At 69.6% G+C, this 22,750-nt stretch carries 19 protein-coding genes and 1 tRNA gene; 7 read left to right on the top strand and 13 right to left on the bottom strand.

Going from position 1 to position 22,750, the window contains the following annotated elements:
• Nucleotides 1-2: 2 nt before the first annotated feature.
• A complete protein-coding gene (gene amaB / locus PMES_RS15550) occupies nt 3-1,502 on the bottom strand; it encodes an L-piperidine-6-carboxylate dehydrogenase (protein WP_159966654.1) in 1,500 nt (499 codons plus the stop codon).
• Nucleotides 1,503-1,614: 112 nt separating this feature from the next.
• Nucleotides 1,615-1,688, bottom strand: a tRNA-Gly gene (locus PMES_RS15545).
• Between the two features lie 158 nt (nt 1,689-1,846).
• Between PMES_RS15545 and PMES_RS15540 the strand changes: the two genes are divergently transcribed.
• From PMES_RS15540 to PMES_RS15530, 3 genes are read left to right on the top strand one after another with little or no spacing between them, the layout of a single operon-like run.
• The gene (locus PMES_RS15540) at nt 1,847-2,632 is read left to right on the top strand and encodes a 5-oxoprolinase subunit B family protein (RefSeq protein ID WP_159966653.1); all 786 of its coding nucleotides are present in this window, start codon (nt 1,847-1,849) and stop codon (nt 2,630-2,632) included.
• Nucleotides 2,629-3,648, top strand: coding sequence for a 5-oxoprolinase subunit C family protein (locus PMES_RS15535; protein ID WP_159966652.1), 1,020 nt, complete (start codon nt 2,629-2,631; stop codon nt 3,646-3,648). The genes PMES_RS15540 and PMES_RS15535 overlap by 4 nt, the downstream gene beginning before the upstream one ends.
• 12 nt (nt 3,649-3,660) lie before the next feature.
• Nucleotides 3,661-4,413, top strand: coding sequence for a LamB/YcsF family protein (locus PMES_RS15530; protein ID WP_159966651.1), 753 nt, complete (start codon nt 3,661-3,663; stop codon nt 4,411-4,413).
• Here PMES_RS15530 and PMES_RS15525 read toward each other — a convergent pair.
• The 3 genes from PMES_RS15525 to PMES_RS15515 all read right to left on the bottom strand — a co-directional run bounded on the left by PMES_RS15525 (nt 4,400) and on the right by PMES_RS15515 (nt 8,676).
• Nucleotides 4,400-6,769 (bottom strand): aldehyde dehydrogenase family protein, encoded by a 2,370-nt coding sequence (locus PMES_RS15525; protein WP_159966650.1) that lies wholly within the window; start codon nt 6,767-6,769, stop codon nt 4,400-4,402. The two genes, PMES_RS15530 and PMES_RS15525, sit on opposite strands and share 14 nt — an antisense overlap.
• A 94-nt stretch (nt 6,770-6,863) precedes the next feature.
• Nucleotides 6,864-7,853, bottom strand: coding sequence for a deoxyribose-phosphate aldolase (gene deoC / locus PMES_RS15520; RefSeq protein ID WP_201289022.1), 990 nt, complete (start codon nt 7,851-7,853; stop codon nt 6,864-6,866).
• Between the two features lie 181 nt (nt 7,854-8,034).
• A complete protein-coding gene (locus tag PMES_RS15515) occupies nt 8,035-8,676 on the bottom strand; it encodes a hypothetical protein (protein WP_159966648.1) in 642 nt (213 codons plus the stop codon).
• Between the two features lie 364 nt (nt 8,677-9,040).
• On the opposite strand from PMES_RS15515, the gene PMES_RS15510 reads away from it, so the two are divergent.
• Together PMES_RS15510 and PMES_RS15505 are read left to right on the top strand one after the other, a co-directional pair.
• The gene (locus PMES_RS15510; protein ID WP_159966647.1) at nt 9,041-9,472 is read left to right on the top strand and encodes a cupin domain-containing protein; all 432 of its coding nucleotides are present in this window, start codon (nt 9,041-9,043) and stop codon (nt 9,470-9,472) included.
• Nucleotides 9,473-9,535: 63 nt separating this feature from the next.
• Nucleotides 9,536-10,564: a P1 family peptidase gene (locus tag PMES_RS15505; protein ID WP_159966646.1), complete on the top strand. Its 1,029-nt coding sequence runs from the start codon at nt 9,536-9,538 to the stop codon at nt 10,562-10,564.
• Here PMES_RS15505 and PMES_RS15500 read toward each other — a convergent pair.
• On the bottom strand, nt 10,561-11,370 hold the full coding sequence (locus PMES_RS15500) for a hormone-sensitive lipase (protein ID WP_159966645.1): 810 nt from the start codon (nt 11,368-11,370) through the stop codon (nt 10,561-10,563). The genes PMES_RS15505 and PMES_RS15500 overlap by 4 nt on opposite strands.
• 91 nt (nt 11,371-11,461) lie before the next feature.
• Here PMES_RS15500 and PMES_RS15495 point away from each other — a divergent pair, with 91 nt between their 5' ends.
• Nucleotides 11,462-12,940 carry an NAD-dependent succinate-semialdehyde dehydrogenase gene (locus tag PMES_RS15495; RefSeq protein ID WP_159966644.1) on the top strand — a complete coding sequence of 493 codons (1,479 nt, stop codon included), beginning with the start codon at nt 11,462-11,464 and terminating at the stop codon, nt 12,938-12,940.
• A gap of 140 nt (nt 12,941-13,080) precedes the next feature.
• Here the strand turns inward: PMES_RS15495 and PMES_RS15490 are convergent, their stop codons facing one another.
• The 5 genes from PMES_RS15490 to PMES_RS15470 form a co-directional block, all read right to left on the bottom strand.
• Entirely contained in the window at nt 13,081-13,554 is a 474-nt protein-coding gene (locus PMES_RS15490) for an Hsp20 family protein (protein ID WP_159966643.1), read from the bottom strand.
• Between the two features lie 134 nt (nt 13,555-13,688).
• The gene (locus PMES_RS15485; RefSeq protein ID WP_236549837.1) at nt 13,689-14,537 is read right to left on the bottom strand and encodes a trypsin-like serine peptidase; all 849 of its coding nucleotides are present in this window, start codon (nt 14,535-14,537) and stop codon (nt 13,689-13,691) included.
• Between the two features lie 72 nt (nt 14,538-14,609).
• Entirely contained in the window at nt 14,610-16,016 is a 1,407-nt protein-coding gene (gene glcF / locus PMES_RS15480) for a glycolate oxidase subunit GlcF (protein ID WP_159966642.1), read from the bottom strand.
• A 14-nt stretch (nt 16,017-16,030) separates the two neighbouring features.
• Nucleotides 16,031-17,170: an FAD-binding protein gene (locus PMES_RS15475; protein WP_159966670.1), complete on the bottom strand. Its 1,140-nt coding sequence runs from the start codon at nt 17,168-17,170 to the stop codon at nt 16,031-16,033.
• A gap of 114 nt (nt 17,171-17,284) precedes the next feature.
• The gene (locus PMES_RS15470; RefSeq protein WP_159966641.1) at nt 17,285-18,724 is read right to left on the bottom strand and encodes an FAD-linked oxidase C-terminal domain-containing protein; all 1,440 of its coding nucleotides are present in this window, start codon (nt 18,722-18,724) and stop codon (nt 17,285-17,287) included.
• 268 nt (nt 18,725-18,992) lie between these two features.
• Between PMES_RS15470 and PMES_RS15465 the strand changes: the two genes are divergently transcribed.
• Complete coding sequence (locus PMES_RS15465; protein WP_236549836.1) at nt 18,993-19,709, top strand: DUF599 domain-containing protein; 717 nt, start codon at nt 18,993-18,995, stop codon at nt 19,707-19,709.
• Nucleotides 19,710-19,734: 25 nt separating this feature from the next.
• Here the strand turns inward: PMES_RS15465 and PMES_RS15460 are convergent, their stop codons facing one another.
• Together PMES_RS15460 and PMES_RS15455 are read right to left on the bottom strand one after the other, a co-directional pair.
• Nucleotides 19,735-20,517, bottom strand: a complete 783-nt coding sequence (locus PMES_RS15460; RefSeq protein ID WP_159966640.1) for a TerC family protein — start codon at nt 20,515-20,517, stop codon at nt 19,735-19,737.
• Between the two features lie 151 nt (nt 20,518-20,668).
• Nucleotides 20,669-22,723: a hypothetical protein gene (locus PMES_RS15455; RefSeq protein ID WP_159966639.1), complete on the bottom strand. Its 2,055-nt coding sequence runs from the start codon at nt 22,721-22,723 to the stop codon at nt 20,669-20,671.
• Nucleotides 22,724-22,750 lie beyond the last annotated feature (27 nt).

Raw genomic sequence — 22,750 nt, 5'->3', positions numbered from 1 at the left:
GCTTAAAGATCGAAGCGGATGCCCTGCGCAAGGGGCAACTCGCGCGACCAGTTCACGGTCGCCGTCTGCCGGCGCATGTAGCCTTTCCAGGCGTCAGAGCCGCTTTCGCGGCCGCCGCCCGTTTCCTTCTCCCCGCCGAATGCCCCGCCGATCTCGGCGCCCGACGGCCCGATATTGACGTTGGCGATGCCGCAATCGGAGCCGGAGGCCGACAGGAACCGCTCGCATTCGCGGATGTCGGTGGAGAAGATGCACGATGACAGCCCTTGGGGAACCGCGTTTTGCAGCGCGATGGCCTCGTCGAGCGTCCGGTAACGCATGACATAGAGGATGGGCGCGAAGGTCTCGGCATGCACCACGTCGCTCTGCTCGGGCATCTCCACGAGGGCCGGTTGCCGGTAGGTGGCGCCGGGAAAGCGATCGCCGAGCACCGGGGCGCCGCCATGCACCGTTCCGCCCTGCGCCGCGGCACGCTCCAGCGCCGCGCTCATCGCCGTCCCCGCATCGCTATCGATCAGCGGGCCGACCAGGGTCTCCTCGGCCAGCGGATCACCGATCCTGAGCCCGTCATAGGCGTGGCGCAGGCGGGTGATCACGCCGTCGGCGACATCCTCGTGCACGATCAGCCGGCGCAGCGAGGTGCAACGCTGCCCCGCCGTGCCGACCGCCGAGAAGACCGCGGCACGCACGGCCAGCTCCAGATCGGCCGAGGGCGCGATGATCATCGCGTTGTTCCCGCCCAGCTCGAGGATGCAGCGCCCCATGCGCTCGGCCGCAGCGCCGGCGACCTTCCGGCCCATGGGAACCGAGCCCGTGGCCGACACGATCGCGACCCGCGGCGAGGCTGCGAGGGCGGCCCCAAGCTCGGCGCCCCCCACCAGGGTCTGCACGAGGCCATCCGGCGCGTCGCCGAACCGCTCGAGGGCCCGCTCGCAGATACGCTGCACCGCGAGGGCGCAAAGCGGGGCCTTCTCCGAGGGCTTGGCGATGATCGGATCCCCGCAGACGAGCGCCAGCGCGGCATTCCAGCACCAGGGCGCAACGGGGAAATTGAACGCCGTGATGATCGCGCAGACGCCCATCGGGTGCCAGGTCTCGCGCATCGCGTGGCCGGGGCGCTCGGAGGCGATCGTCAGCCCGTAGAGCTGCCGCGACAGGCCAAGGGCGAAGTCGCAGATGTCGATCATCTCCTGGACCTCGCCCCGCCCCTCCTGAACGATCTTGCCACATTCGAGGGAAACCAGCCTGGCGAGATTTTCCTTCTCGGCACGCAGCTCCTTGCCGATCAGGCGCACGAGGGCCCCGCGCCGCGGCGCCGGCACGTCGCGCCAGATCTCGAAGGCCGCGGCGGCGCGATCGATCGCCTCCTGCGCCTGCGCGGGACTGTGCTGGGAAAGCCGCGCGATGACGCTGCCATCGACGGGCGTGGTCACGGCAAGGCCTCCCGGCCCATCGGTGCCGTGCGGCAGCCCGCACGCCTCGAGTATCTGCGAATGATCCATGTGCTCTCCCTGTCCGGCGCATTGCGCTCGGCGCCATCACAGCATGGGGGATGGACGGCTCGCAAGGGGGGGCGCGTCGATCGCGGCAGGGTACTGATGGGGCGGGGGAGGATGGAGCGGGTGACGGGAATCGAACCCGTATCTCTAGCTTGGAAGGCTAGGGTCTTACCATTACACAACACCCGCGCTGCCACGGTATCTAGCGCCGCTCGCAAGGGAGTGCAAGCCTTCGCCTGGGCGCGTTTCCCCGTCATCCGGGCCGCCCGACCGCCGTGCCCGCGTGCCGCGCGCATCCCTGCCGCGCCCCCTTGCGCCGCCCGGTTCAGGGGGCGAATGTCAGGCCCATGACGCGCCGTCCCGAGACCCAATCCCAGCGGCCCGATGATCCGCTTTTCGATGTCCCGCAGATCGCGGCGCTGGGGATCGATGGCCTCTTGGTGCGCTTTCGCGCCGGCGAGAGCATGGAGGCGAACCGCGCGGCGCTGGCATTGCGCGCGGCCCTCGAAGCCGATCCCATTACCGGGGTGCAGGAAACCTCAGGCGCGCTCGCCTCGGTCTACCTGCGCTTCGATCCGGCGATGGATGTGCGAGAGGCGATCCTGTCGGCGCTCCGCGAGCGGCTCGCCGCGGCGGACTGGGCGCGGGCCCCGCTCCCGCAGGGGCGCCGCCTGTGGCATGTCCCCGCGAGCTTCGAGGGCGGGGACGCGCCCGATCTCGGAGCGATCGCCGACGCCGCAGGCATCGCGCCCGAGGAGGCCGTGGCGCAGATCTGCGCCGCCCCGGTCCGGGCATTGGCCCTCGGTTTCGCGCCGGGGCAGGCCTATTTCGGCATGTTGCCGGCCCGCTGGGACATTCCCCGTCGCGCCGCGCTCGTGCCGGCAGTGCCGCGCGGCGCGATCGTGCTGGCGGTGCGCCAGCTGATCGTCTTCGCGGCGACGGCGCCGACCGGGTGGCACCAGATCGGGCGCAGCGCCTTTCAGCCCTTCAGGCCCTCGCGGGGGGATGAGACCTTTGCCTTCCGGGCCGGCGACGAGCTGCGCCTGCACCCTGTGGGGGGCGCAGAGCTGCGCGAGATCGAGGCGGATGATCCCGGCGGAATGGGCGGCGCGCGCGCCGAGCCGATCGCATGAGCGGTTGCCTGTGCATCGAGGCGATCGGCCCCGGATCGACGGTGCAGGATACCGGGCGCGCGGGCTACCTGGCGCAGGGGCTCTCCCGCGGGGGCGCGGCGGATCGCCTGGCCTTGCTCGAAGGGGCCGCCCTGCTCGCCCAGGACCAGACTTGCGCCGCGATCGAGATCACCGGGGCCCCGGCACGCTTCGTCCTCGACGCCGATGCCAGGATCGCATTGACGGGGGCCCCGCGCGAGGCGCGCGCGGGAACGCGGAACCTCGCCTGGAACGCCTCGCACCATATGGCCGCGGGCGAGGCCCTGATCCTCGGACCCGCGACCGCGGGGGTCTATTCCTATCTGCATGTCGGCGGCGGCATCGCCGCGGACCGGGTGCTGGGCAGCCGCTCGGCGCATCTCGGCGCGGGGATCGGCGCGCCGCTTGCCGCCGGCGACCGTGTCGCGCTCGGCGCCGATCCCGGCGGGCCATCGGGCGTGACGCTCGCGCCGGAGGAGCGGCTCGGCGGCGGCAGGCTGCGTTATCTCGACGGGCCCCATTCCGCGCTCTTCTCGGATGCGCAGCGCGCGCGGTTCGCGGCGACACGGTTCCGCCGCGGGCCCAGGGGCAACCGGCAGGGAACAGAGCTTGTGCAGGAGAGCGGCGGCGCGCCCTTCGCCGCGCGGGGCCAGCTGTCGCTCCTGTCGGAGACGATCGTTCCCGGCGACATCCAGATGACCGGTGCCGGGCTGCCCTATATCCTCGGCCCCGAATGCCAGAGCATCGGCGGCTATCCCCGGATCGGGACGGTCCTGCCGGTGGACATGCCCCGCGCGATGCAGGCCGCTCCGGGCGAGACCCTGCATTTCGAGCGCGTCGAAATCGGGGAAGCCCTTGCCGTCCACCTCTCGGACGCGGCATGGATGGCGCGATGCGCCGCACGCCTGCGCCCCCTCGTCCGCGATCCGGCGCGTATGACGGATCTGCTGTCCTACGGGCTGATCGGCGGTGTGACGGCGGGCGACGAGCTGGAATGAGGACCTGAGGCGATGCATGTGGACCTGAACGCGGATATGGGCGAGAGCTTCGGCCCCTGGGTGATGGGGGATGACGAGACGCTGCTCGAGATCGTGACATCGGCCAACATCGCCTGCGGGGCCCATGCGGGCGACCCGGTGGTGATGGGCCGCACGATGCGCGCCGCCGTGCAGAAGGGCGTGGGGATCGGGGCGCATCCGGGATTTGCCGATCTGCAGGGCTTCGGGCGACGCCGGATGACGCTGGCCCATGAGGAGGTCCATGCCCTCGTGCAGTACCAGGTCGCGGCCGCGATCGGGATGGCGCGGGGCGCGGGCGGGCAGCTGCGGCATGTCAAGCTGCACGGGGCGCTGTCGAACATGGCCGCCGAGGACGAGGAGCTGGCGAGACACTGCTTCGGCGCCGCGCTCGAGCTCGACGCCGACCTGCTGATCGTCGCGCAGGCCGCCACGGGGATGGAGCGCGCGGCGCAGGCTTTGGGCTGCAGCTGGGCGGGCGAGATATTCGCCGATCGCGGCTACGAGGCGGACGGGCGCCTGCGGCAAAGGTCGCAGCCGGGCGCGATGATCGAGGATGCCGAGGAGGCGGCGGCGCGGGTCGCGGCAATGCTGCAGGAGGGGGCGATCCTGTGCGGCGACGGCAGCAAGATCGAGGCGCGGATCGACACCGTCTGCCTGCATGGCGATACGCCGGGCGCGATCGAGACCGCCGCGCGCATCCGCTTCGCCCTCGAAACCGCCGGGATCGACCTCAGGAAGCTGTGATCGTGCCCTCGCCGTAAGGGATCCAGACGGTGCGCGTCTCGGTCGCCTCGTCGCGGAACCGCGCGCCCTGCCCCTCCGGCCCCAGCCAGTCGCGGGCCATGCCGTCAGATACCCAGCTGCGCTTGAGGTCGGCCGCGCTCTCCTGCTCGATCACCTGCGAAAGCGCCCGCCCCGAGAAGCTCCAGACCGCGTCGATGCCCATATGTCCCGCCATCTGGGGAGCCAGCTCCTCATGCGGGCCGGTCAGGATGTTGACCACCCCCGCCGGCACGTCGGACGTGTCGAGCACCTGGTAGAAATCGGTCGCGGCCAGCGGATAGGGCTCTGAGGCGACGCAGATCACGCGGTTGCCGAGCGCGATGGCCGGCGCAACGATCGAAATCAGCCCTGCGAGCGGCACCTCGTCCGGCGCGAACTGGCCGATGACGCCGACCGGCGCCTTGAGGGCCAAGGCCATTCCGCGGACCGGAACATCGCGCGCCGCGCCGTCATGCTTGTCCGCCCAAGCCGCCCAGGTGAAGCAGCGATCGACGGCGACGGACATTTCTGCCTCGGCCTCCCTGGCCGAGCCTCCCGTCATCTCGGCGATGCGGGCGGCGAATTCCTCGGCCCGCGCCGACAGGTTCTCACCGATATAATAGAGGATCTGCGCACGCTGGTGCCCCGCCATCGCGGACCAGCCCGATGCGGCGCGCGCCGCCTCCACCGCGTTGCGCAGATCCTTGCGGTTGGCCTGCGGCGCATGGCCCAGAAGTGCGCCCTTCTTCGACCAGACCGGCCGCGAATAGCCGCCATCGGGACGCACCTGCTTGCCGCCGATATAAAGCTTGGCGGTGCGGTCGAGCGCCGGGGCGCGCACCTGCCCGGCGCGGGGCGCCTCCACCGCCGCGATGGGCCGGGCCTGGCGCGCCGGGTGCGGGGCGCGCGTATAGGCGGCAAGCCCCTCCGGCCCCCCCTCGCGGCCGAAGCCGCTTTCGCGCAGGCCGCCGAACGGTGCTGCGGCGTCGAACATGTTGGCCCCGTTGATCCAGACCACGCCCGCCGTGATCGCCGGCGCGACCCCGAGCGCGAGGTTGATGTTCTCGCTCCAGACGGAAGCCGCCAGGCCGTAGCGCGTGTCATTGGCGAGCTGCACGGCCTCGGCGGGGGTCCGGAAGGTGGTGGAGACGAGGACGGGGCCGAAGATCTCCTCCTGCATCAGGGGATCGGAGCCCGAAAGTCCGGTCACGAGGGTCGGCGGATAGAAGCACCCCTCGCCGGGAAGATCGCCCCCCGCGCGGTGCACCGTGCCGCCGCCGGCATCGACCATCGCGGCGATGCGGTCGCGCTGCACCGGATCGACGATGGCGCCCACGTCGATGCATTTGTCGAGCGGATCGCCCACCCGGAGGCTTTGCATCCGCCGGATCAGCCTGGCGTGGAAGTCCTCGGAGATCCCCTCCTGCACCAGGAGCCGCGATCCGGCGCAGCAGACCTGACCGCCATTGAAGAAGATCGCATCCACCAGCCCCTCGACCGCGCTGTCGAGATCGGCGTCGTCGAAGACGAGATAGGGGGATTTGCCGCCCAGCTCGAGCGTCAGCGCCTTGCCGCTGCCGGCGGTGGCACGCCGGATCGCGCGGCCGACCTCGGTCGAGCCGGTGAACGCGATCTTGTCGACCGGTGCCGCGACCAGCGCGGCCCCCGTTTCCCCATCGCCCGTGACGACGTTCAGAACCCCGGCGGGCAGCCCCGCCTGGGCACTCAGCTCGGCCAGCAGGAGCGCGCTCAGCGGCGTCCATTCGGCGGGTTTGAGCACCACCGTGTTTCCCATGGCCAGCGCCGGGGCGATCTTCCACGCGGCCATCAGAAGCGGGAAGTTCCATGGCACGATCTGACCGCAGACCCCGTGCGGCACGCGGCCCGGAACGGCCTCCTCCATGATCTGCGCCATGCCGGCATGGTAGTAGAAATGGCGGATGACCTGGGGGATGTCGATGTCGCGGCTCTCGCGGATCGGCTTGCCGCTGTCGAGGCTTTCGAGCACCGCGAAGAGGCGGGCGTTCTTCTGGATCAGCCGCGCCAGCGCATAGAGCGCCCGCGCGCGCTTCGCGGGATGCGCCGCCCATGCCTCCTGCGCTCCACGCGCGGCGGTGACGGCCGCCTCGACCGCGTCGCTGTCGCCCTTCGCGATCCGCGCCAGCAGGGTGCCGTCGGCCGGAGAGCGACTGTCGAAATGGTCGGCTCCGGCCCGGGCGGCTCCGCCGATCCAGTGGCCGAACATGCGTCCATGGGCTTCCAGCCATGCCTGCGCCTCGGCCGCGCTCTCCGGAGCGGGACCGTATTCCATGCTGTCGAAAATCTGCGCCACGGTCATGTCTTCACTTTCTTCTCGAAACAAGAGGGGGTGGGCGGGCGGGACGGTCCTGCCGGGCTGCGCCCGGGCGAAGGCCGCGCTGCGCCCCGCGCGGTCATCCGGCCGGATGGCGATGCGCCGCGGAATACCGCCCGGTCACGAAATGCTCGAGCTGGCGCTCGATGTCGCCCAGCAGCGACGAGGCTCCGAACCGGAAGAGCTCCGGGTTCAGCCAGGGCCGTCCGAGTTCGTCCTTCATCATCGCCAGATAGGTCAACGCGTCCTTCGCCTTGGATATGCCGCCCGCGGGCTTGTAGCCGACCCGGATGCCCGTGGCCGCCTCGTAGTCGCGGATCGCGCGCAGCATGACCAGGCTGACCGGAAGGGTCGCGTTCACCCCTTCCTTGCCGGTGGAGGTCTTGATGAAGTCGGCCCCCGCCATCATGCAGACCTGCGAGGCGCGCGCGACATTGCGCAGCGATCCAAGCTCCCCGGTCGCCAGGATCGCCTTCACATGGGCCGCGCCGCATGCCTCGCGAAAGGCGCGCATCTCGTCATAGAGCGCTTTCCAGTCCCCGGTCAGGACGTGGCGGCGGGAAATCACGATGTCGATCTCCGACGCGCCGGCCGCCACCGAATCCCCGATCTCGGCCAGCCTGAGCCTGAAGGGCGACAGGCCGGCGGGAAAGCCGGTGGAGACGGCCGCCACGGGTATCCCCGTTCCCTCGAGCGCCCGCACCGCCGTCTCGACCATCTCGTGATAGACGCAGACCGCGCCGACGGTGATGGGCTCCATCCCCAGCGCATCCAGCAGATCACCGCGCAGGGGCCGCGCGGCCTTGGCGCAGAGCCGCCGCACGCGGCCCGGCGTGTCGTCCCCCGCAAGCGTGGTCAGATCGATGCAGGTAATCGCCCGCAGCAGCCAGGCCGCCTGCCACTCCTTCTTGACCGAGCGGCGTCCGGGCAGGCTCGCGGCGCGGCGCTCGATCGCGCCGGTATTGGCCTGAACCGCGCGCACCCGGTCGAGGTCGAAGGGCAGGCCGGGATTGCGCCGGGCATCGTCAGGATGCGCGGCGGCACGCAGGGCGGTGGGACGGTCGGTCATTGCGCGGCATCCTCGAGACATGAGATCGCGCAAGGGTGCCAGCGTGGCCCCCGCTTTGCAAGATTTACCAAACGGTCAAAAGACCCTCGATGCCGGGTAACCGCCGGCCGCAAGCCGCTATGCCCATGCCCCGGCGGGTGGTATTCCGGGTTCGGACGGGCCGGACCCGGCGAAACCGGCGTCAGGCGCTGCGCGGCGGCGCAACATGCAGCCCGTCGCGCAAGCTCAGCGTCAGCTCGTCGTAAAGGGCGACGCGAACACGATTGTCATCGCGCAGGCGGGCGGCGATGCGGGCCTGCGCGGCCTGCGCATCGCTGAGCACCCCGAAGAGCAGCGACCTGTGACCGGCCATGTCAACATCGTCGGGCACGGCGCCCTCGGCATCCTCGGCGCAGCATTGCAGCATGGCCAGCGTTTCCTCGAGGCGCTTGTCGAGACGGCTCAGGAGCACGGCGATCCGATCGGATTGCTGGAACAGGAGTTCGAGCGCATGGCCCGCGCCGTTCGTGAGCGACCCTGCCCCACGGCCGCGCCCGCGCACGAAGTTCCAGAATCGCTGCGGGCGGACCTGGCACGGAAGGCGCATCGCCGCCGGCTCCGCCTCCAGCGCGCGCGTCTCGCGTTCGAGCTGATCGATCAGGTCCTCCACCGCGCTCCTGCAATTGCCGTAGCGCGACTGAATGGCCCGGATGTCGGCCTTGCAGCATTGGGCCGCAGAGTTGGTGGCGGGGCCACACAACTTCATTGCGATGCGCTTAATATCGGCATCGATGGCACTGAAATTTGAAACGACGGCCCCTAACTGGTCATTGAAATCAGACATGTGATTCTTCCAAAAATTACACTAATGTGAGTGCTTGGAGCAGAGATCATATCCACGTCAGAAATATGGTGAGTTTAAGCTAACTATGCGATGCCTGCCGATGCCCCCGATGCTGCACCCCGGTGCATGCGGCGCGGTCATCCCGGCTGGGCGGTATCCCACGCTGCGGGTGGTCAGCGGCCGGGCGGAAGACCTGACGGGTTCGACCGCTTGCGCGGGGACGCATGGATCGGAGGCGTAGGGAAAAGAACCGCCGCCCTGCCCCCCCGGCCCCAGCCCACCCGCCGCCATCGCCCATCCCGCTGGATGGCAGGCCGGCGATCTGGCAGGATCGCGGCCGGAACCACGCTCACGAGGAACCGCCATGCCCCCGCTCAAGACACTGCCCGAAACAACTCCCGAAGATCGGCCCCGAAGCGAGGCGCCGTCCGGCACGCCCGCGGCGGTCGCTCCCGTCGATCTGGCAGCGCGCCTCGCGACCTTCGACACGCCCTGGCATCCAAGGATCGTCGCCGGCTACAACGGCAATGACGTGATGGTGGTGAAGGCCGAAGGGGCGTTCGTATGGCATGCCCATCCCGAGACCGACGATCTTTTCCTGGTGCTTTCCGGGCGGCTCGACATCGAACTGCCGGAAGGCACGGTCAGCCTGGGTCCGGGCCAGCTCCATGTCGTGCCCGCCGGCATGCGCCATCGTCCCGTCGCGCGCCCAACGGCCGAGTTGCTCATCATCGAGCCGTCGGGCACGCCCAATACCGGAGACCCGCGCAGCGCGGTGCACAAACCCCATGCCTGAGCCCGTGATCGGGCATCGCCCGCCTTGCCGCGCCCTGCCCCGATGCCGGTGGGAGGCGGACGGATGAACGCGCCGTCGCCCGGCCCTGCCCTGCGTCCCGGCCCGCGCAACGACATGACCGACATCGCCGGCCTGCGGGTCGGCCAGGCCCAGGACGATCGGCTCAAGACCGGGGTGACGGTACTGACCGCGGACGCGCCCTTCACCGCCGCGGTACACGTGATGGGCGGCGCTCCCGGCACGCGTGAGACGGATCTTCTGACGCCCGGAGGGCTGGTGCGCCGGGTCGATGCGCTGGTGCTGTCCGGCGGCTCGGCCTTCGGGCTCGCGGCGGCCACGGGGGCGGCATCCGCGCTTGCCGAGCGCGGCCGCGGCTTTCTCGCCGGCGGATACCGGGTGCCGATCGTCCCGGCGGCCGTGCTCTTCGACCTGGGAGCGGGGGGCGCTTCTTGCGGCGGTGAAACACCGCATACCGCGCTGGGACGGACCGCCCTGGATGCGGCGCTCGATGCGCCGCGAACCTCGGCGCCGATCGCATTGGGCAGTCACGGTGCGGGGACCGGGGCCCGCACCGCGCGGCTCAAGGGCGGGATCGGCAGCGCCTCGTGCACCTTGCCGGGGGGCGGCACGGTCGCGGCGCTCGTCGCGGTGAACCCCGTGGGCTGCGCCTGCGCGCCGGGCTCCGGGCGTTTCTGGGCCGCCCCGTTCGAGCAGGGCGACGAGTTCGGCGGGCGCGGAGTGGAAGATCGCGCGGCGCCCGTCCTTCCCGCAACGAAGCTCATGCCCGGCGCGCAGACCACGCTGGCGATCGTCGCGACCGACCTCGCGCTGGACCAGGCCGAGACGCAGCGCATGGCCATGGCCGCGCAGGACGGAATGGCGCGCGCGCTTCTGCCCAGCCACACTCCTTTCGACGGCGATCTTGTCTTCGGCGTCTCGACCGCCGGCGCCGGCATTCCCGATGCCGCCGGGCGCCTCTGGCTCGGCCACGGGGCGGGCGTGGCGCTGGCACGGGCGATTGCGCGCGCGGTTTACGCGGCCCGGCCGGCACCGGGTGACGACCGGCCCTGCTGGTGCGATCTTTACGGCTAGAGCCCGCCCAGAAGCGCTTCCACAAGGGGACTTCCCGCGTTTTCGAGCCCGTCCATGACATCGAAATGATGGCGCCCGGGATCGATTCTGAGACCTGCCTCCGCCCCCGCCCAGGCTTGCGAAAGCCCGGCGGCCTGGTCGAGGAAGGCCGGCCGCTCCTCGGCGCCGACCCAGACGGTGATGCGAATGCCGGCGGCGCCAAGCGCGAGCCGCGCCGGGCTCTGCGCCGCCGCCTCTTCCGCATCGATGCGCAGATCGGCGTTCATCGCGGTGTCCATGAGCGGCACGAGGTCGCCGATCGGGGAGATCGGCACGCAGCTCAGGATGCGTGCGGCGATCCGGGGCGCCAGCAGCGGCGGATCGCACAGCATGCGCGCCACGAGCTGCCCGCCCGCCGAATGTCCGCATAACGCGATCGGCCCTTCCACCGCCTCTGCCACATCGGTGATCGCATCGGCGATCTCGGCCCCGATCTGCCCGATACGCGCATGGGGCGCCAGCGTGTAGGACGGCATGGCCACCGCCCAGCCCCGCGCCAACGGTCCCGCCGCCAGATGCGACCAGAGCGATTTGTCGAAGGCGCGCCAATACCCGCCATGTACGAATACGGCGCAGCCGAGCGGCTGGCCTTGCGGCATGAAGAGGTCGGTCTCCTGCCGCTCGGCGGGGCCGTAGCGCCGCGTCCGCAACGCGCCGCGATCCCGTGCCGCATGCCGGAACGCGGCCGCCGCCCGTTCCCAGCCCGGAACGTAGTCATCCGCCGCCGGGATGAAATCGCGATTGGCGTAAGCAATGTCGTTCGTCATGGCGGAGCCTTCCAGGGTCGGGCATGATCGGACCGGCAAAGCCGCGCCGGATTCCGGCGCACCCTGAAACAGCCCCAAGCACGAGGTCAAGATGCTCGACCAGACCACCAACCTGACGGACTTGCTCAAGGATCCCGAACTGCTCGTCGAACGCGCCTATCTCGGCGGAACCTGGACGGATGCAAAAGACGGCAAGACATTCGAAGTGCGCAACCCCGCACGCGGCGACGTGATCGCCAATGTCGCCGACCTCGGGCGTCCGCAGATCGCCGAGGCGATCGAACTTGCCCAGAAGGCGCAGAAGGACTGGGCCGCGCGTCCGGCCAAGGAACGGGCGGCCGTCCTGCGCCGCTGGTTCGACCTGATGATCGAGAACGCGGACGATCTTGCGGCCATTCTCACCGCCGAGCAGGGCAAGCCCGTGGCCGAGGCCAAGGGCGAGATCACCTATGGCGCCAGCTTCATCGAATGGTTCGCCGAGGAGGCCAAGCGCGTCTATGGCGACATCATCCCCGGCCATGCGGCCGACAAGCGCATCCACGTGATCCGTCAGCCGATCGGGGTGGCCGCCGCGATCACGCCGTGGAACTTCCCCAACGCGATGATCACCCGCAAGGCCGGCCCGGCGCTTGCCGCGGGATGCGCCTTCGTGGTGCGCCCGCCCACGCTCACCCCGCTCTCGGCGCTGGCACTCGGGGTGCTTGCCGATCGTGCCGGCCTGCCGAAGGGGATCTTCTCGGTGCTTCCCTCCTCCTCGAGCTCCGAGGTCGGCAAGGAATTCTGCGAGAACCCGATCGTGCGCAAGCTGAGCTTCACCGGCTCGACCGAGGTGGGACGCATCCTGCTCAAGCAATCGGCCGACCAGGTGATGAAGTGCTCGATGGAGCTCGGCGGCAACGCGCCCTTCCTCGTCTTCGACGACGCCGATCTCGACGCGGCCGTCGAGGGGGCCATGGTCTGCAAGTTCCGCAATGCCGGGCAGACCTGCGTCTGCGCCAACCGCATCTACGTGCAGTCGGGTGTCTATGATGCCTTCGCCGAGAAGCTCGCCGCGGCCCTCGCCAAGAAGACGGTCGGCGACGGGCTCGAGCAGGGCGTGGATTTCGGACCCCTCATCGACGAGGACGCCGTCGGCAAGGTCGAGGACCATATCAAGGATGCCCGCGAGAAGGGCGCCGAGATCGTGCAGGGCGGCAAGCGTCACGAGCTGGGCGGCACCTTCTTCGAGCCGACGATAATGACAGGCGTGACGCAGGACATGAAGGTCGCGCATGAGGAGACCTTCGGCCCCCTCGCGCCGCTCTTCAAGTTCGAGACCGAGGAAGAGGGCATCGCGCTGGGCAATGACACGATCTTCGGCCTCGCCGCCTATTTCTATGCCCGCGACATGAGCCGCGTGACGCGGGTCAGCGAAGGGCTGGAATACGGCATCGTCGGCGTGAATACCGGCCTCATCTCGACCGAGGTCGCCCCGTTCGGCGGCGTCAAGCAATCGGGTCTCGGCCGCGAGGGCAGCAAGTACGGCATCGAGGAATATACCGAGATGAAATATATCTGCCTCTCGGTCTGAGCGAAGCTGCGGGGCCGCGTGCCCCATGCGAAAGGCCTGCCGCGATGCGCGCGGCAAGCCAGCTTTCAAGGGGCCGATTGTCGAAGGGTCAGCCGTCGCAAGACCGGTCTTCGGGAAGGCCGGCTGCGGCCCATCCGGGCTCAGGCGTCCTGCGTCTCGGCAGTCTTGACCTTCTTGCCCTCGATCGCGGTGTTGCGCGAGATCTCGATCTGGCGCGGCTTGAGGGCCTCGGGAACCTCGCGCACGAGATCGATGCGCAGCATGCCGTTGGCATGGGCCGCCGCGGTGACCTTCACGTGATCGGCGAGATGGAACCGGCGCTCGAAGGCGCGGGTCGCGATGCCGCGATGAAGGTAGGTGCGCTGAGCGGTCTCCTCGGGCTTGCGGCCGGAGACGATCAGGGCATTCTCGCGCTGCTCGATCGAAAGGTCGTCCTCGGTGAAACCGGCGACCGCGATCTCGATGCTCCAGGCATCGTCCTCGGTGCGTTCGATGTTGTAGGGCGGATAGGTCTGGGCCGCGACATTGTCCGACAGGACACGGTCCATCAGGTTCGCAACCTGATCGAAACCGACGGTGGCGCGGTAAAGGGGGGCAAGATCAAAGCTTCGCATGGGTCATCCTCCATTGAGCGACAACTAAACTGTTTCGTCCTTCCATCGCGGAACGGACGAGGTGGTATCCCGAACCCGCTCGGCGGCGTCCGGTGACGCTGAGATAAGAAGATGGCCAAGGCCGTTCAAGACCCTCAGGGGCGCAAAAATTTCGCTCCCGTGATCGCGCGCGCGGCCTTCGCGCCGCCCCGTTCCGGCGGCGCGGCGCGGCGGTGGAAAACGCCATCCTCGCCCGACAGCATCGCCAGCATCGCCGAGAGCGGCACCTCCAGGTCGGTGCCCAGCGCGACCTTGCGCCCGTCCTGCAGCGCCTTGGCCGAGATGATCGAGACGACCTGCAACTCGCTGCCGCGCAGGGCGAAGATCGGCGCGCCCGAGGCGCCATAATCGACATCGCAGGACAGGACCAGCGCGCCCGATCGGCGCGAGAGCACGTTGCACCGCTCCTGCAGCGCGGGCTGCGCCGGGCGGTCATGGGCGTAGGAAAGCACCGAGACCAGGGCGCCGCCCTCCGGCAGGGCACCGACCCGGAAAGGCGCGAGATCGACGCCCCGGATCGGCCGGTCGAGCTCGACCAGCGCGAGGTCGCTCGACACCCGCGCCATCCCCGCATCCGCGCGCGCATAGGCGGGGTGGACGACCGAGCGGCGCACGCCCCGATAGGCCGCCGCATGCCCGTCGCGCAGGTTGGCCGCGAACTCGATCCCGGCATCGGGCTGCCGCCGGCCGCTGCGGATGTCGAAGAGGCAATGGGCCGCCGTCAGCACCAGATCGGGCGCGATGAGCGTGCCGGTGCAGAAGCTTCCATTGGCAAAATCGAGCCGCCCCACCGCCGCCCAGCCGCGGCTGTCATCGGCGGTCGAAAGGCTGCGCAGGCGCGTGGGTTCCTGCGCGGCGAGCCCGCCCGGCCAGGCGCCCAGCAGCAGCATCGCCGCCCCCGCCGCCCCGAGGACCCGCCCGATACGCGACATCCGGAAAATCATCGCACCGCCTTCCCTGCGGGAACATGTAAAGACGGTCCTAACCGCGCTGCGGGGCAGGATTGCGGCGCCGCGTCAGCGAAGACGCGGCACTTCGGGGGCGGCATCGGCGGCCCGGCTCATGGCCGGCGGCTTCGGCCCGCCCGTGATCCAGTCGAGCAACTCGACCGTGTGCACGACGGGAACCCCGGTGCCCGATCCGATCTGCATCATGCAGCCGATATTGCCGGCGGCGATGATGTCGGGAGACTTGGCCTCCAGCGTGCGCACCTTGCGGTCCTTGAGCCTGGCGCTGATCTCCGGCTGCATCAGGTTGTAGGTCCCCGCCGAGCCGCAGCACAGATGCGGATCGGCCGGCTCGACCACCTCGAAACCCGCACGTTTCAAAAGTGCCTTGGGCGCGGTGCGCACCTTCTGGCCGTGTTGCAGCGAGCAGGCCGAGTGATAGGCAACGCGCAGCGGACCGGGCCCGTCGGGGCGGCCCTCGGCGGCGAAGCCGGGCCGATGATCGGTGCCGGCGATATCCTCCGCGGCGCGGTCCAGCCCGCCGATCGGATCAGCGCCCGGCAGCAGCTTCTCGAGCAACTCGCTCACGTCGAGCGTCATCGCGCTGATCGCCGCGGCATCTTCGGCCAGCGCCGTCTGCCGCATCATGTGCCCGTAATCCTTCACCGTGGTGCCGCAGCCGGAGGTGTTGATCACCACGTGATCGAGTCCGGCACCGCGCTTCTCGTCCATCCAGGCGCGGATGTTGTCGGCGGCGAAATCGTGGCTCTCGTCCTCCTTGCCCATGTGATGCACCAATGCGCCGCAGCACCCCATGCCGCGCGCCACCACCACCTCTGCCCCGAGCCGCGTCAGCAGGCGGATCGTCGCGTCGTTGATGTCGGTGTTGAGCGCCTTCTGCGCGCAGCCTGTCAGCAGCGCCACCCGCATCACCCTCTTCCCCTCGGCGGGAAAGACCTGCGGATCGTCGTTGCGGCTGACCGGCGGCACCCTCTTGGGTGCCATCTGAAGCATCGCCTTGAGCCGCGCATCGGGCATCAGGAAGGCAAAGGGCCGGCCGATCTTGGCGCCCAGCAGCGCAAGGCGGAACCGCCCCGGATAGGGCAGGATGCGCGCCAGCGTCCAGCGCAGCGCCCGGTCCATGAAGGGCCGTTTGTAGGTTTTCTCGATATGGGCACGGGCGTGATCGACAAGATGCATGTAATGCACGCCGGAGGGGCATGTCGTCATGCAGGCGAGGCAGGAGAGGCAGCGGTCGATATGCTTGACCGTTTTCTCGTCCGCGGGGCGGTCTTTCTCGAGCATGTCCTTGATCAGGTATATGCGTCCGCGGGGGCTGTCGAGCTCGTCGCCCAGCACCTGGTATGTCGGACAGGTCGCCGTGCAGAAGCCGCAATGCACGCAGGCCCGCAGGATCTCGTTGCTGCGCGCGGTGGAGGGATCGGCAAGCTGCTCCGGGGTGAAATTCGTCTGCATGGAATATGGTCCTTTCAGGCGGCGGCCGAAGCCCCGTCCATCAGTCCGGGATTGAGGATGCCGCGCGGATCGAAGCGGGCGCGCAGGCCGCGCGACACCGCGGCGAGAGCCTCGGGTTCGGGGTGGAACATGCCAAGCGCGGCATGGGTCTCCGGCGCCGCGCGCAGCAAGGTTGCATGGCCGGCGATCCCGGCAAGCTCGCGGCGCAGCGGCTGGCCTTCGGGGACCACGGCCCAGATCAGGCCGCCCCCCCAGTCCACCAACCGCATCCGCGATCCCAGACGCTCGGCCACCTGCGGCCCGTCGGAGGGGCGCACGGAGATACGCCAGACATCGCCCGCTCCGCCTTCGGACGGGGCACAGGCGGCGGCATCGCGCACCGCGCGCCAGCGGCTCGCCTCCTCGGCGCGATCGGTGAGGGTCCGAGCCGCGCCGAACCGCTCCAGAAGCCCCGAAAGGCGCTCTGCGCGGTAAGCGACCGAAGCCTCGAACCCCTCGATCCGCAGGATCACATCGCCCTCATCCGGCAGGTAGGCCGCACCGGACACCTCGTAGGGCGAGCCCAGCGCCGCCGACATCGCCGCGACCGCCCCTTCCGCCGCGAGCCCCCCGAGACGCAGCGTCGCCGTCGCGGCGATGCCGGGAAGAACCTTGAAGGACAGCTCGCTCATCACCCCCAGCGTGCCCCAGGAGCCGGCCAGCAGCTTCACGAGGTCATAACCGGTGACGTTCTTCATGACGCGGCCACCATTCTTGATGACCGTGCCGGCCCCGTCCACGAAACGCACCCCGATCAGGCTGTCCCGGCAAGCACCGGCCTGGATGCGGCGCGGGCCGGAGGCGTTGACCGCGACCATCCCGCCGATCGTCGGCACCCCCTCCTGCTCCAGAAGTCTCCGGTGATCGATCGGCTCGAAGGGCAGACGCTGATTTTGCGCGGCGAGCGCCTCCTCGACCTCCGTCACCGGCGTTCCGGCACCCGCCACGATCGTGAGAGCGCCCGGCTCGTAAAGCCTGATCCCGGACAGGTGCCCGGTCGACAGAACCTCGCCGCGCGTCCGGCCCGAGGGCCGCGTGCCCCCGCCGGTGATCCGCAGCGCGCCGGACGCGCCCGCGATCGCCTCGCTCAGTTCGGCCTCGTCTCTCGGGGTCAGCATCGCCCGCTCCTTCATCTTCGATCAAATACCTTGGGGGAGGCCGAATGGCCGGGGGCAAGGCCCCCGATCCGGCCCGGCGCGGGCATGCCGCCCGCCGCGATGGACGTGCGGTCAGCCGGCCGCCTGCCTGCGGTTCTGCGTGACGGCAAGGGGAAAGACCTTCGCCGGATTGAGCAACCAGCGCGGATCGAACACGTCCTTCACCCGCAGCTGCGCTTCCAGGTCGTCGGGCGCGAACTGGTCGAGCATCAGGTCACGCTTCTCGATCCCCACCCCGTGCTCGCCGGTCAGACAGCCGCCCACCTCGACGCAAAGACGCAGGATGTCGGCCCCGAAGGCCTCGCATTTCTCCAGTTGCCCTTCTTCGTTCGCGTTGAAGAGGATCAGCGGGTGCATGTTGCCGTCCCCCGCGTGGAACACGTTCGCAACCTCCAGCCCGTATTGCTCGGAGAGCTCCCCGATCCGGCGCAGTACATGCGGCAACTCGTTCACCGGGATCGTCCCGTCGAGGCACATGTAGTCGTTGATCTGTCCCATCGCCCCGAAGGCCGACTTGCGGCCGAGCCAGATCCGCGCGCTCTCCTCGGCCGACTGGCTCTCGCGCAGCTCGACCGGATCGTGGCGGCGGGCGATCTGCATGATCACGCCGAGCTGCTCGTCGATCTCCGCCGGGCTGCCCTCGACCTCGACGATCAGCAGCGCCTCGCAATCGGGATAGCCCGCGCCGGCAAAGGCCTCGGTGGCGCGAATGCAGGGGCGGTCCATGAACTCGATCGCCACCGGAAGCACGCCCGCCTTGATGATGTCGGAGACGCATTCACCGGCCACCTCGTTGCTATCGAATCCCATCAGGACGGGGCGCGCGCCCTCGGGCTTGGGCAGGATACGCAGCGTCGCCTCGGTCACGACCCCAAGCTGCCCCTCGCTGCCGCATATCACCCCCAGCAGGTCGAGGCCGGGCGCGTCGAGATGCGCGCCGCCGATCTCGACCACCGTGCCATCCATCATCACCATGGTCACGCCGAGCAGGTTGTTCGTCGTCACCCCGTATTTCAGGCAATGCGCCCCGCCCGAGTTCATCCCGATATTGCCGGCGATCGCGCAGGCAAGCTGCGACGAGGGGTCCGGGGCGTAGAACCAGCCATCCTCCTCGACCGCGCCGGTGACGCTGAGATTGGTGCGCCCGGTCTGCACCCGGATGTAGCGGTCGGGATAGTTGGTCTCGATCACCTCGGCCAGCCGCGCCACGCCCAGGATCACGCAATCGGCCGTCGGCAAGGCACCCCCGGCGAGCGACGTGCCAGAGCCGCGCGGCACCACCGGCACCCCCTCCTCGTGGCAGACCTTGAGCACCGCCGCGACCTCGGCGGTCGATGCTGGAAGGACCGCGGCCAGCGGCGGGCAGCGATAGGCGGTGAGCGCGTCGCATTCATAGGCGCGCGTCTCGTGCTCCTCGTGGATCACCGCGTCATGCGGGAGCACCCTTTGCAGGCGCGCCACGATCTCGGCCTTGCGCTGAATAATCGCGGGATCTGGCTGTGGCATCTGCATGGCGGGCTCCTCCTCGGATTTGGTAAGAAATTATAACCGCCAGCCCGCCGGTGCAAGCGCCCAGATGCCGCGCCCGCAGCGGGCAAGCGCAGATGGCACGTCACGGAGCATTGCGGGCTGGCCATGGGGTGCGGGATCCGGCCGGCCGGCGGAACTTGCACCCCGCCCGCGCGCCTGTCACCCTGCAGGCCGACGCCGCGAGGCAATCACATCGAAGGCCAAGGATCATGCCCGTGCATCGCACCGCCCCTCACCTGGTTCGCGCGGCATGATGGGCGCCGATCTCCTTGGACAGCTCGCCCTCTTCCCGATCCTCGACCGGATCGCCGTGATCTTCCTCCTGGCGAGCACCTTCACGGTTGGCTGGCTCATCGAGCGGCCATCGGGTCGGCACCCTTCCGTGACGGTGAGAATGGCCGATTTCCGCCGCGAATGGATGCGTCAGCTCGTCACCCGGCAGCCGCGCATCTTCGATGCGAGCGTGCTGGGCACCCTGCGTCAGGGCACCAGCTTCTTCGCCTCGACCTGCGTCATCGCGATTGGCGGCGTTCTCGCGCTGATGGGCAATTCCGAGCGCCTCGCGGGCCTTGCGATCGACCTGAACGGCAGCCGTGTGCCGCCCCTTGTCTGGCAGGCCAAGCTGGGGCTTGTCGCGCTGCTTCTGACGGCGGGATTTCTCAAGTTCGTCTGGGCCAACCGTCTTTTCGGATATTGCGCGGTGGTCATGGCCGCCGTGCCGAACGATGCCGATGACGCGATGGCCTATCCGCGCGCGGCGCAGGCGGCCGAGATCAACATCCGTGCCGCCTGGAACTTCAACCGGGGACTGCGCTGGATGTATTTCGCCCTCGCCGCCCTGGCATGGCTGGCCGGGGCCCTGCCCATGATCGCGGCGACGATGGTGACGTTCTGGACCCTGTGGTCGCGCGAGTTCCTCTCCAATTCGCACCGGATCCTGACCGCGCCGCCGCCGCGGGGCCCTTGAGCCCGTCGCGGCGGCGGCCGGACTGTCAGCCCTTCGCCCGCCGCGCGGCGAGACGGTTGCGCCGCCGGCGCGCCAGCATGTTGAGCACCTCGACGAACACCCCGAAGGCCATCGCGGCATAGATGTAGCCCTTGGGCACGTGGCGCCCGAAGCCGTCCGCGATCAGGACCATCCCGATCATCAAAAGGAAGGCGAGCGCGAGCATCACCACCGAAGGGTTGTTGTTGACGAAGCGCGTCACCGGCCCCGCGGCCGCGAACATCACCCCGACCGCCACGATCACGGCCGCATACATGATCGGCAGCTCGTTGGTCATGCCGATCGCGGTGAGGATGCTGTCGATGGAGAAGACCGCGTCGAGGGCCACGATCTGTGCGATGGCGGAAAAGAGCGAGGTGGCAACCTTGGCCCCGCCATGCTCGGCATCCCGCGCGGGATCGACCTTGTGATGGATTTCCTGCGTCGCCTTGACGACAAGGAAGGCGCCGCCCCCGATGAGGATCAGGTCGCGCCAGGAGAAGGCCGTCTCGAAGGATGGATCACCATGCGCACCGGGGGCGCCCTGGATGCCGAGGTCGAAAACCGGCGCGGTGAGCCCGACGACCCAGGCGATCACCGACAGCAGCGCAAGACGCAGCACCAGCGCGAGGCCGATCCCGATCTGGCGCGCGATCTTTTCCTGCTTCGGCGGAAGCTTGCCGGAGACGATCGAGATGAAGATCAGGTTGTCGATCCCGAGGACGATCTCCATCGTGACCAATGCGAAGAAGGCCGCCCAGGCCTGCGGAGAGGACAACAGTTCGATCATGTCTGGCAGGGCTCCATTGAATGCGATTCAATGCGTAACGGAAGCCGCCCGTCCCGGGTTCCTAGCCCCGCGCCCCGCCATGCCGGGCCTTTTGCCACACCGTGCGGGGCGGCGGTATGGCATGGCGGGGCAGAGCCGGACAGGACGGCACTCAGCGGCGCCCCTCGCGCATCCATGCCGCGAGCGTCAACCCCGCCGCCGCCAGGAGCAGCAGCCAGGCGGGCAGCAGGGTCCGCAAGGTCAGGTCCGTCGTCAGGTAGGCCTGCCGCGGCGTGATCCCGATCCAGCCGCGCCCGCCGGCCGGACGGCCCGGCCGCACCTCGCGGATATCGGGCACGCCCTCCGAGACCGGCAACACCGCGCCGCGCCGCGCCGCCACCGCGGGACCGAGCGCCGCGCCGGAGGCGACCGTCTGCTCGAACTCGCGCGGTGCGGCGGGGCCGATGCCGATCACCGTCTCGCGGTCCCCCTCCACCAGCCGGTAGAGGCCGATCTGCGGCGCCTCGAACACCGTCTGGAAGCGGCCGGGTCCGGTCTGCTCGAGCGCGCGGCGCTCGGTTTGCCCGTCGGGACCGGTGATCTCCACCTCGCCGGCCTCTTGCGAAAGGGTGCGCCGCTCGATGGTGATGGTCTGCCCCTCGGCGGTCGCCACCAGGGCCTCCTCGTCCAGCTCCGGCTCCTTCATCAGCCAATGTGCAAGGCGCCGCAGCAGCTCGAGCTGCGGGCCGCCCCCCTCGAAGCCGCGTGACCACAGCCAGGCGTGATCCGAGCCGAGGAGCGCCACGCGCCCCTCGCCCACCCGGTCGAGCAGCAGCAGTGGCTGACCGTCGGCGCCCTCCATCACCACCTCGCCCGAGCGCGGCTCAAGCTCGACCTGGCGCAGCCAGCGGCCCCATTCGGGCGTCTGCGCACCGCCGTCGAGCTGCTGGGTGACGGGATGGCGCGTGCCCACATCGCTCAATCGCGGCAGGAAGGGCTCCTCGATCACCCGCGCGGTCGGCGCGCCCGGCAGAACGTCGCCCAAGGCAGAGCGGTAGAGCGAATCGACGCCGGCAAAATCAGGCCCCGCGGCGACGAGCACCGCCCCGCCCTCCACCACGTAGCGGCGCACATTGTCGAAATAGAGCTGCGGCAGGATCCCGCGGCGCTTGTAGCGGTCGAAGATGATGAGGTCGAACTCGTCGATCTTGTCGAGGAACAGCTCGCGCGTCGGAAAGGCGATGAGGCTGAGCTCGTCCACCGGAACGCCGTCCTGCTTCTCAGGCGGGCGCAGGATGGTGAAATGCACCAGGTCGACCGAACTGTCGGATTTGAGCAGGTTGCGCCAGACACGCTCGCCCTGGTGCGGCTCGCCGCTCACCAAGAGCACCCGCAGACGGTCGCGCACGCCGTTGATCTGTATCACGGCGGCATTGTTGCGATCGGTCAGCTCGCCCGGCGCGGCGGGGGTGGAGAAACGGATCACGTTGCGCCCCCCGTGGGGCAGCGTGACCGGCAACTCCAGTGTCTCGCCCACCGGCACGTCGAAACCGCGCGGCTCGCCGCCATCGACGGCGATCTCAATCCTCGCCGTGCCGCTCTGCCCCTCCGGCACCCGGCCCTGGTCCTCGAGCCGCAACGACAAGGTCACCGGCTCGCCGATAATCGCGAAGGCCGGCGCGTTCGAGACCACCAGGCGCCGGTCCCAGTCCCGCGGCATGCCGGTCAGCAGAAGATGCAGCGGTGCGGGCAACTCGGGCGCCCGCTCGATGTCGTGAAGCCGCCCGTCGCTCAGCAGGATCGCCCCCGCGATCCGGTCCGCCGGCTCCTCCGAGATCGCCTGTGCCAGGGCGGTCATCAGCAAGGTGCCGTCATCGCCCGGCCCGTCCCCGAGACGCACGATGCGCAGCTCGGTATTCTCCAGCCCGGCGATCCGTGCCTCGATCCGCGCCACCGCCTGCTCGGTCTGCTCGGCACGCCCGCCGATGCGCTGGCTGGCGCTCTCGTCGACGACGAGGAGCACGATGTCGCCCAGAGGCGAGCGGCTCTCGCGCTGCAGCGACGGGTTGGCGAGCGCGATCAGCACCATTGCGGCGGCAAGCCCGCGCAGCCACCACCCCGCCTGCCGGCGCCAGAGCGACAGGGCGCACAGAGCCGCGCCAAGTGCGGCCGCGGCCCAGAGCATCGCCCATGGCAGCAGCGGGTCGAAGACCACCTCGCCGTTCATCGCGTCTTCCTCCGTGCTGCATGCGGC

Origin of the sequence: Profundibacterium mesophilum KAUST100406-0324 (assembly GCF_009835145.1) — a bacterium.
Lineage (GTDB): Bacteria > Pseudomonadota > Alphaproteobacteria > Rhodobacterales > Rhodobacteraceae > Profundibacterium > Profundibacterium mesophilum.
This window is presented reverse-complemented; position numbering and strand designations above follow the sequence as displayed.

Bases quoted from the DNA above. Each gene is read 5' to 3' on its own strand.
- PMES_RS15500 (WP_159966645.1), bottom strand. From the start codon at position 11,370: ATGACGAACGACATTGCTTACGCCAATCGCGATTTCATCCCGGCGGCG.
- PMES_RS15495 (WP_159966644.1), top strand. From the start codon at position 11,462: ATGCTCGACCAGACCACCAACCTGACGGACTTGCTCAAGGATCCCGAA.
- PMES_RS15485 (WP_236549837.1), bottom strand. From the start codon at position 14,537: ATGATTTTCCGGATGTCGCGTATCGGGCGGGTCCTCGGGGCGGCGGGG.
- PMES_RS15460 (WP_159966640.1), bottom strand. From the start codon at position 20,517: ATGATCGAACTGTTGTCCTCTCCGCAGGCCTGGGCGGCCTTCTTCGCA.
- PMES_RS15515 (WP_159966648.1), bottom strand. From the start codon at position 8,676: ATGTCTGATTTCAATGACCAGTTAGGGGCCGTCGTTTCAAATTTCAGT.
- PMES_RS15470 (WP_159966641.1), bottom strand. From the start codon at position 18,724: ATGCAGATGCCACAGCCAGATCCCGCGATTATTCAGCGCAAGGCCGAG.
- PMES_RS15505 (WP_159966646.1), top strand. From the start codon at position 9,536: ATGAACGCGCCGTCGCCCGGCCCTGCCCTGCGTCCCGGCCCGCGCAAC.
- glcF (WP_159966642.1), bottom strand. From the start codon at position 16,016: ATGCAGACGAATTTCACCCCGGAGCAGCTTGCCGATCCCTCCACCGCG.
- PMES_RS15535 (WP_159966652.1), top strand. From the start codon at position 2,629: ATGAGCGGTTGCCTGTGCATCGAGGCGATCGGCCCCGGATCGACGGTG.
- PMES_RS15530 (WP_159966651.1), top strand. From the start codon at position 3,661: ATGCATGTGGACCTGAACGCGGATATGGGCGAGAGCTTCGGCCCCTGG.
- amaB (WP_159966654.1), bottom strand. From the start codon at position 1,502: ATGGATCATTCGCAGATACTCGAGGCGTGCGGGCTGCCGCACGGCACC.
- PMES_RS15465 (WP_236549836.1), top strand. From the start codon at position 18,993: ATGATGGGCGCCGATCTCCTTGGACAGCTCGCCCTCTTCCCGATCCTC.
- PMES_RS15540 (WP_159966653.1), top strand. From the start codon at position 1,847: ATGACGCGCCGTCCCGAGACCCAATCCCAGCGGCCCGATGATCCGCTT.
- PMES_RS15525 (WP_159966650.1), bottom strand. From the start codon at position 6,769: ATGACCGTGGCGCAGATTTTCGACAGCATGGAATACGGTCCCGCTCCG.
- PMES_RS15455 (WP_159966639.1), bottom strand. From the start codon at position 22,723: ATGAACGGCGAGGTGGTCTTCGACCCGCTGCTGCCATGGGCGATGCTC.
- PMES_RS15510 (WP_159966647.1), top strand. From the start codon at position 9,041: ATGCCCCCGCTCAAGACACTGCCCGAAACAACTCCCGAAGATCGGCCC.
- PMES_RS15490 (WP_159966643.1), bottom strand. From the start codon at position 13,554: ATGCGAAGCTTTGATCTTGCCCCCCTTTACCGCGCCACCGTCGGTTTC.
- deoC (WP_201289022.1), bottom strand. From the start codon at position 7,853: ATGACCGACCGTCCCACCGCCCTGCGTGCCGCCGCGCATCCTGACGAT.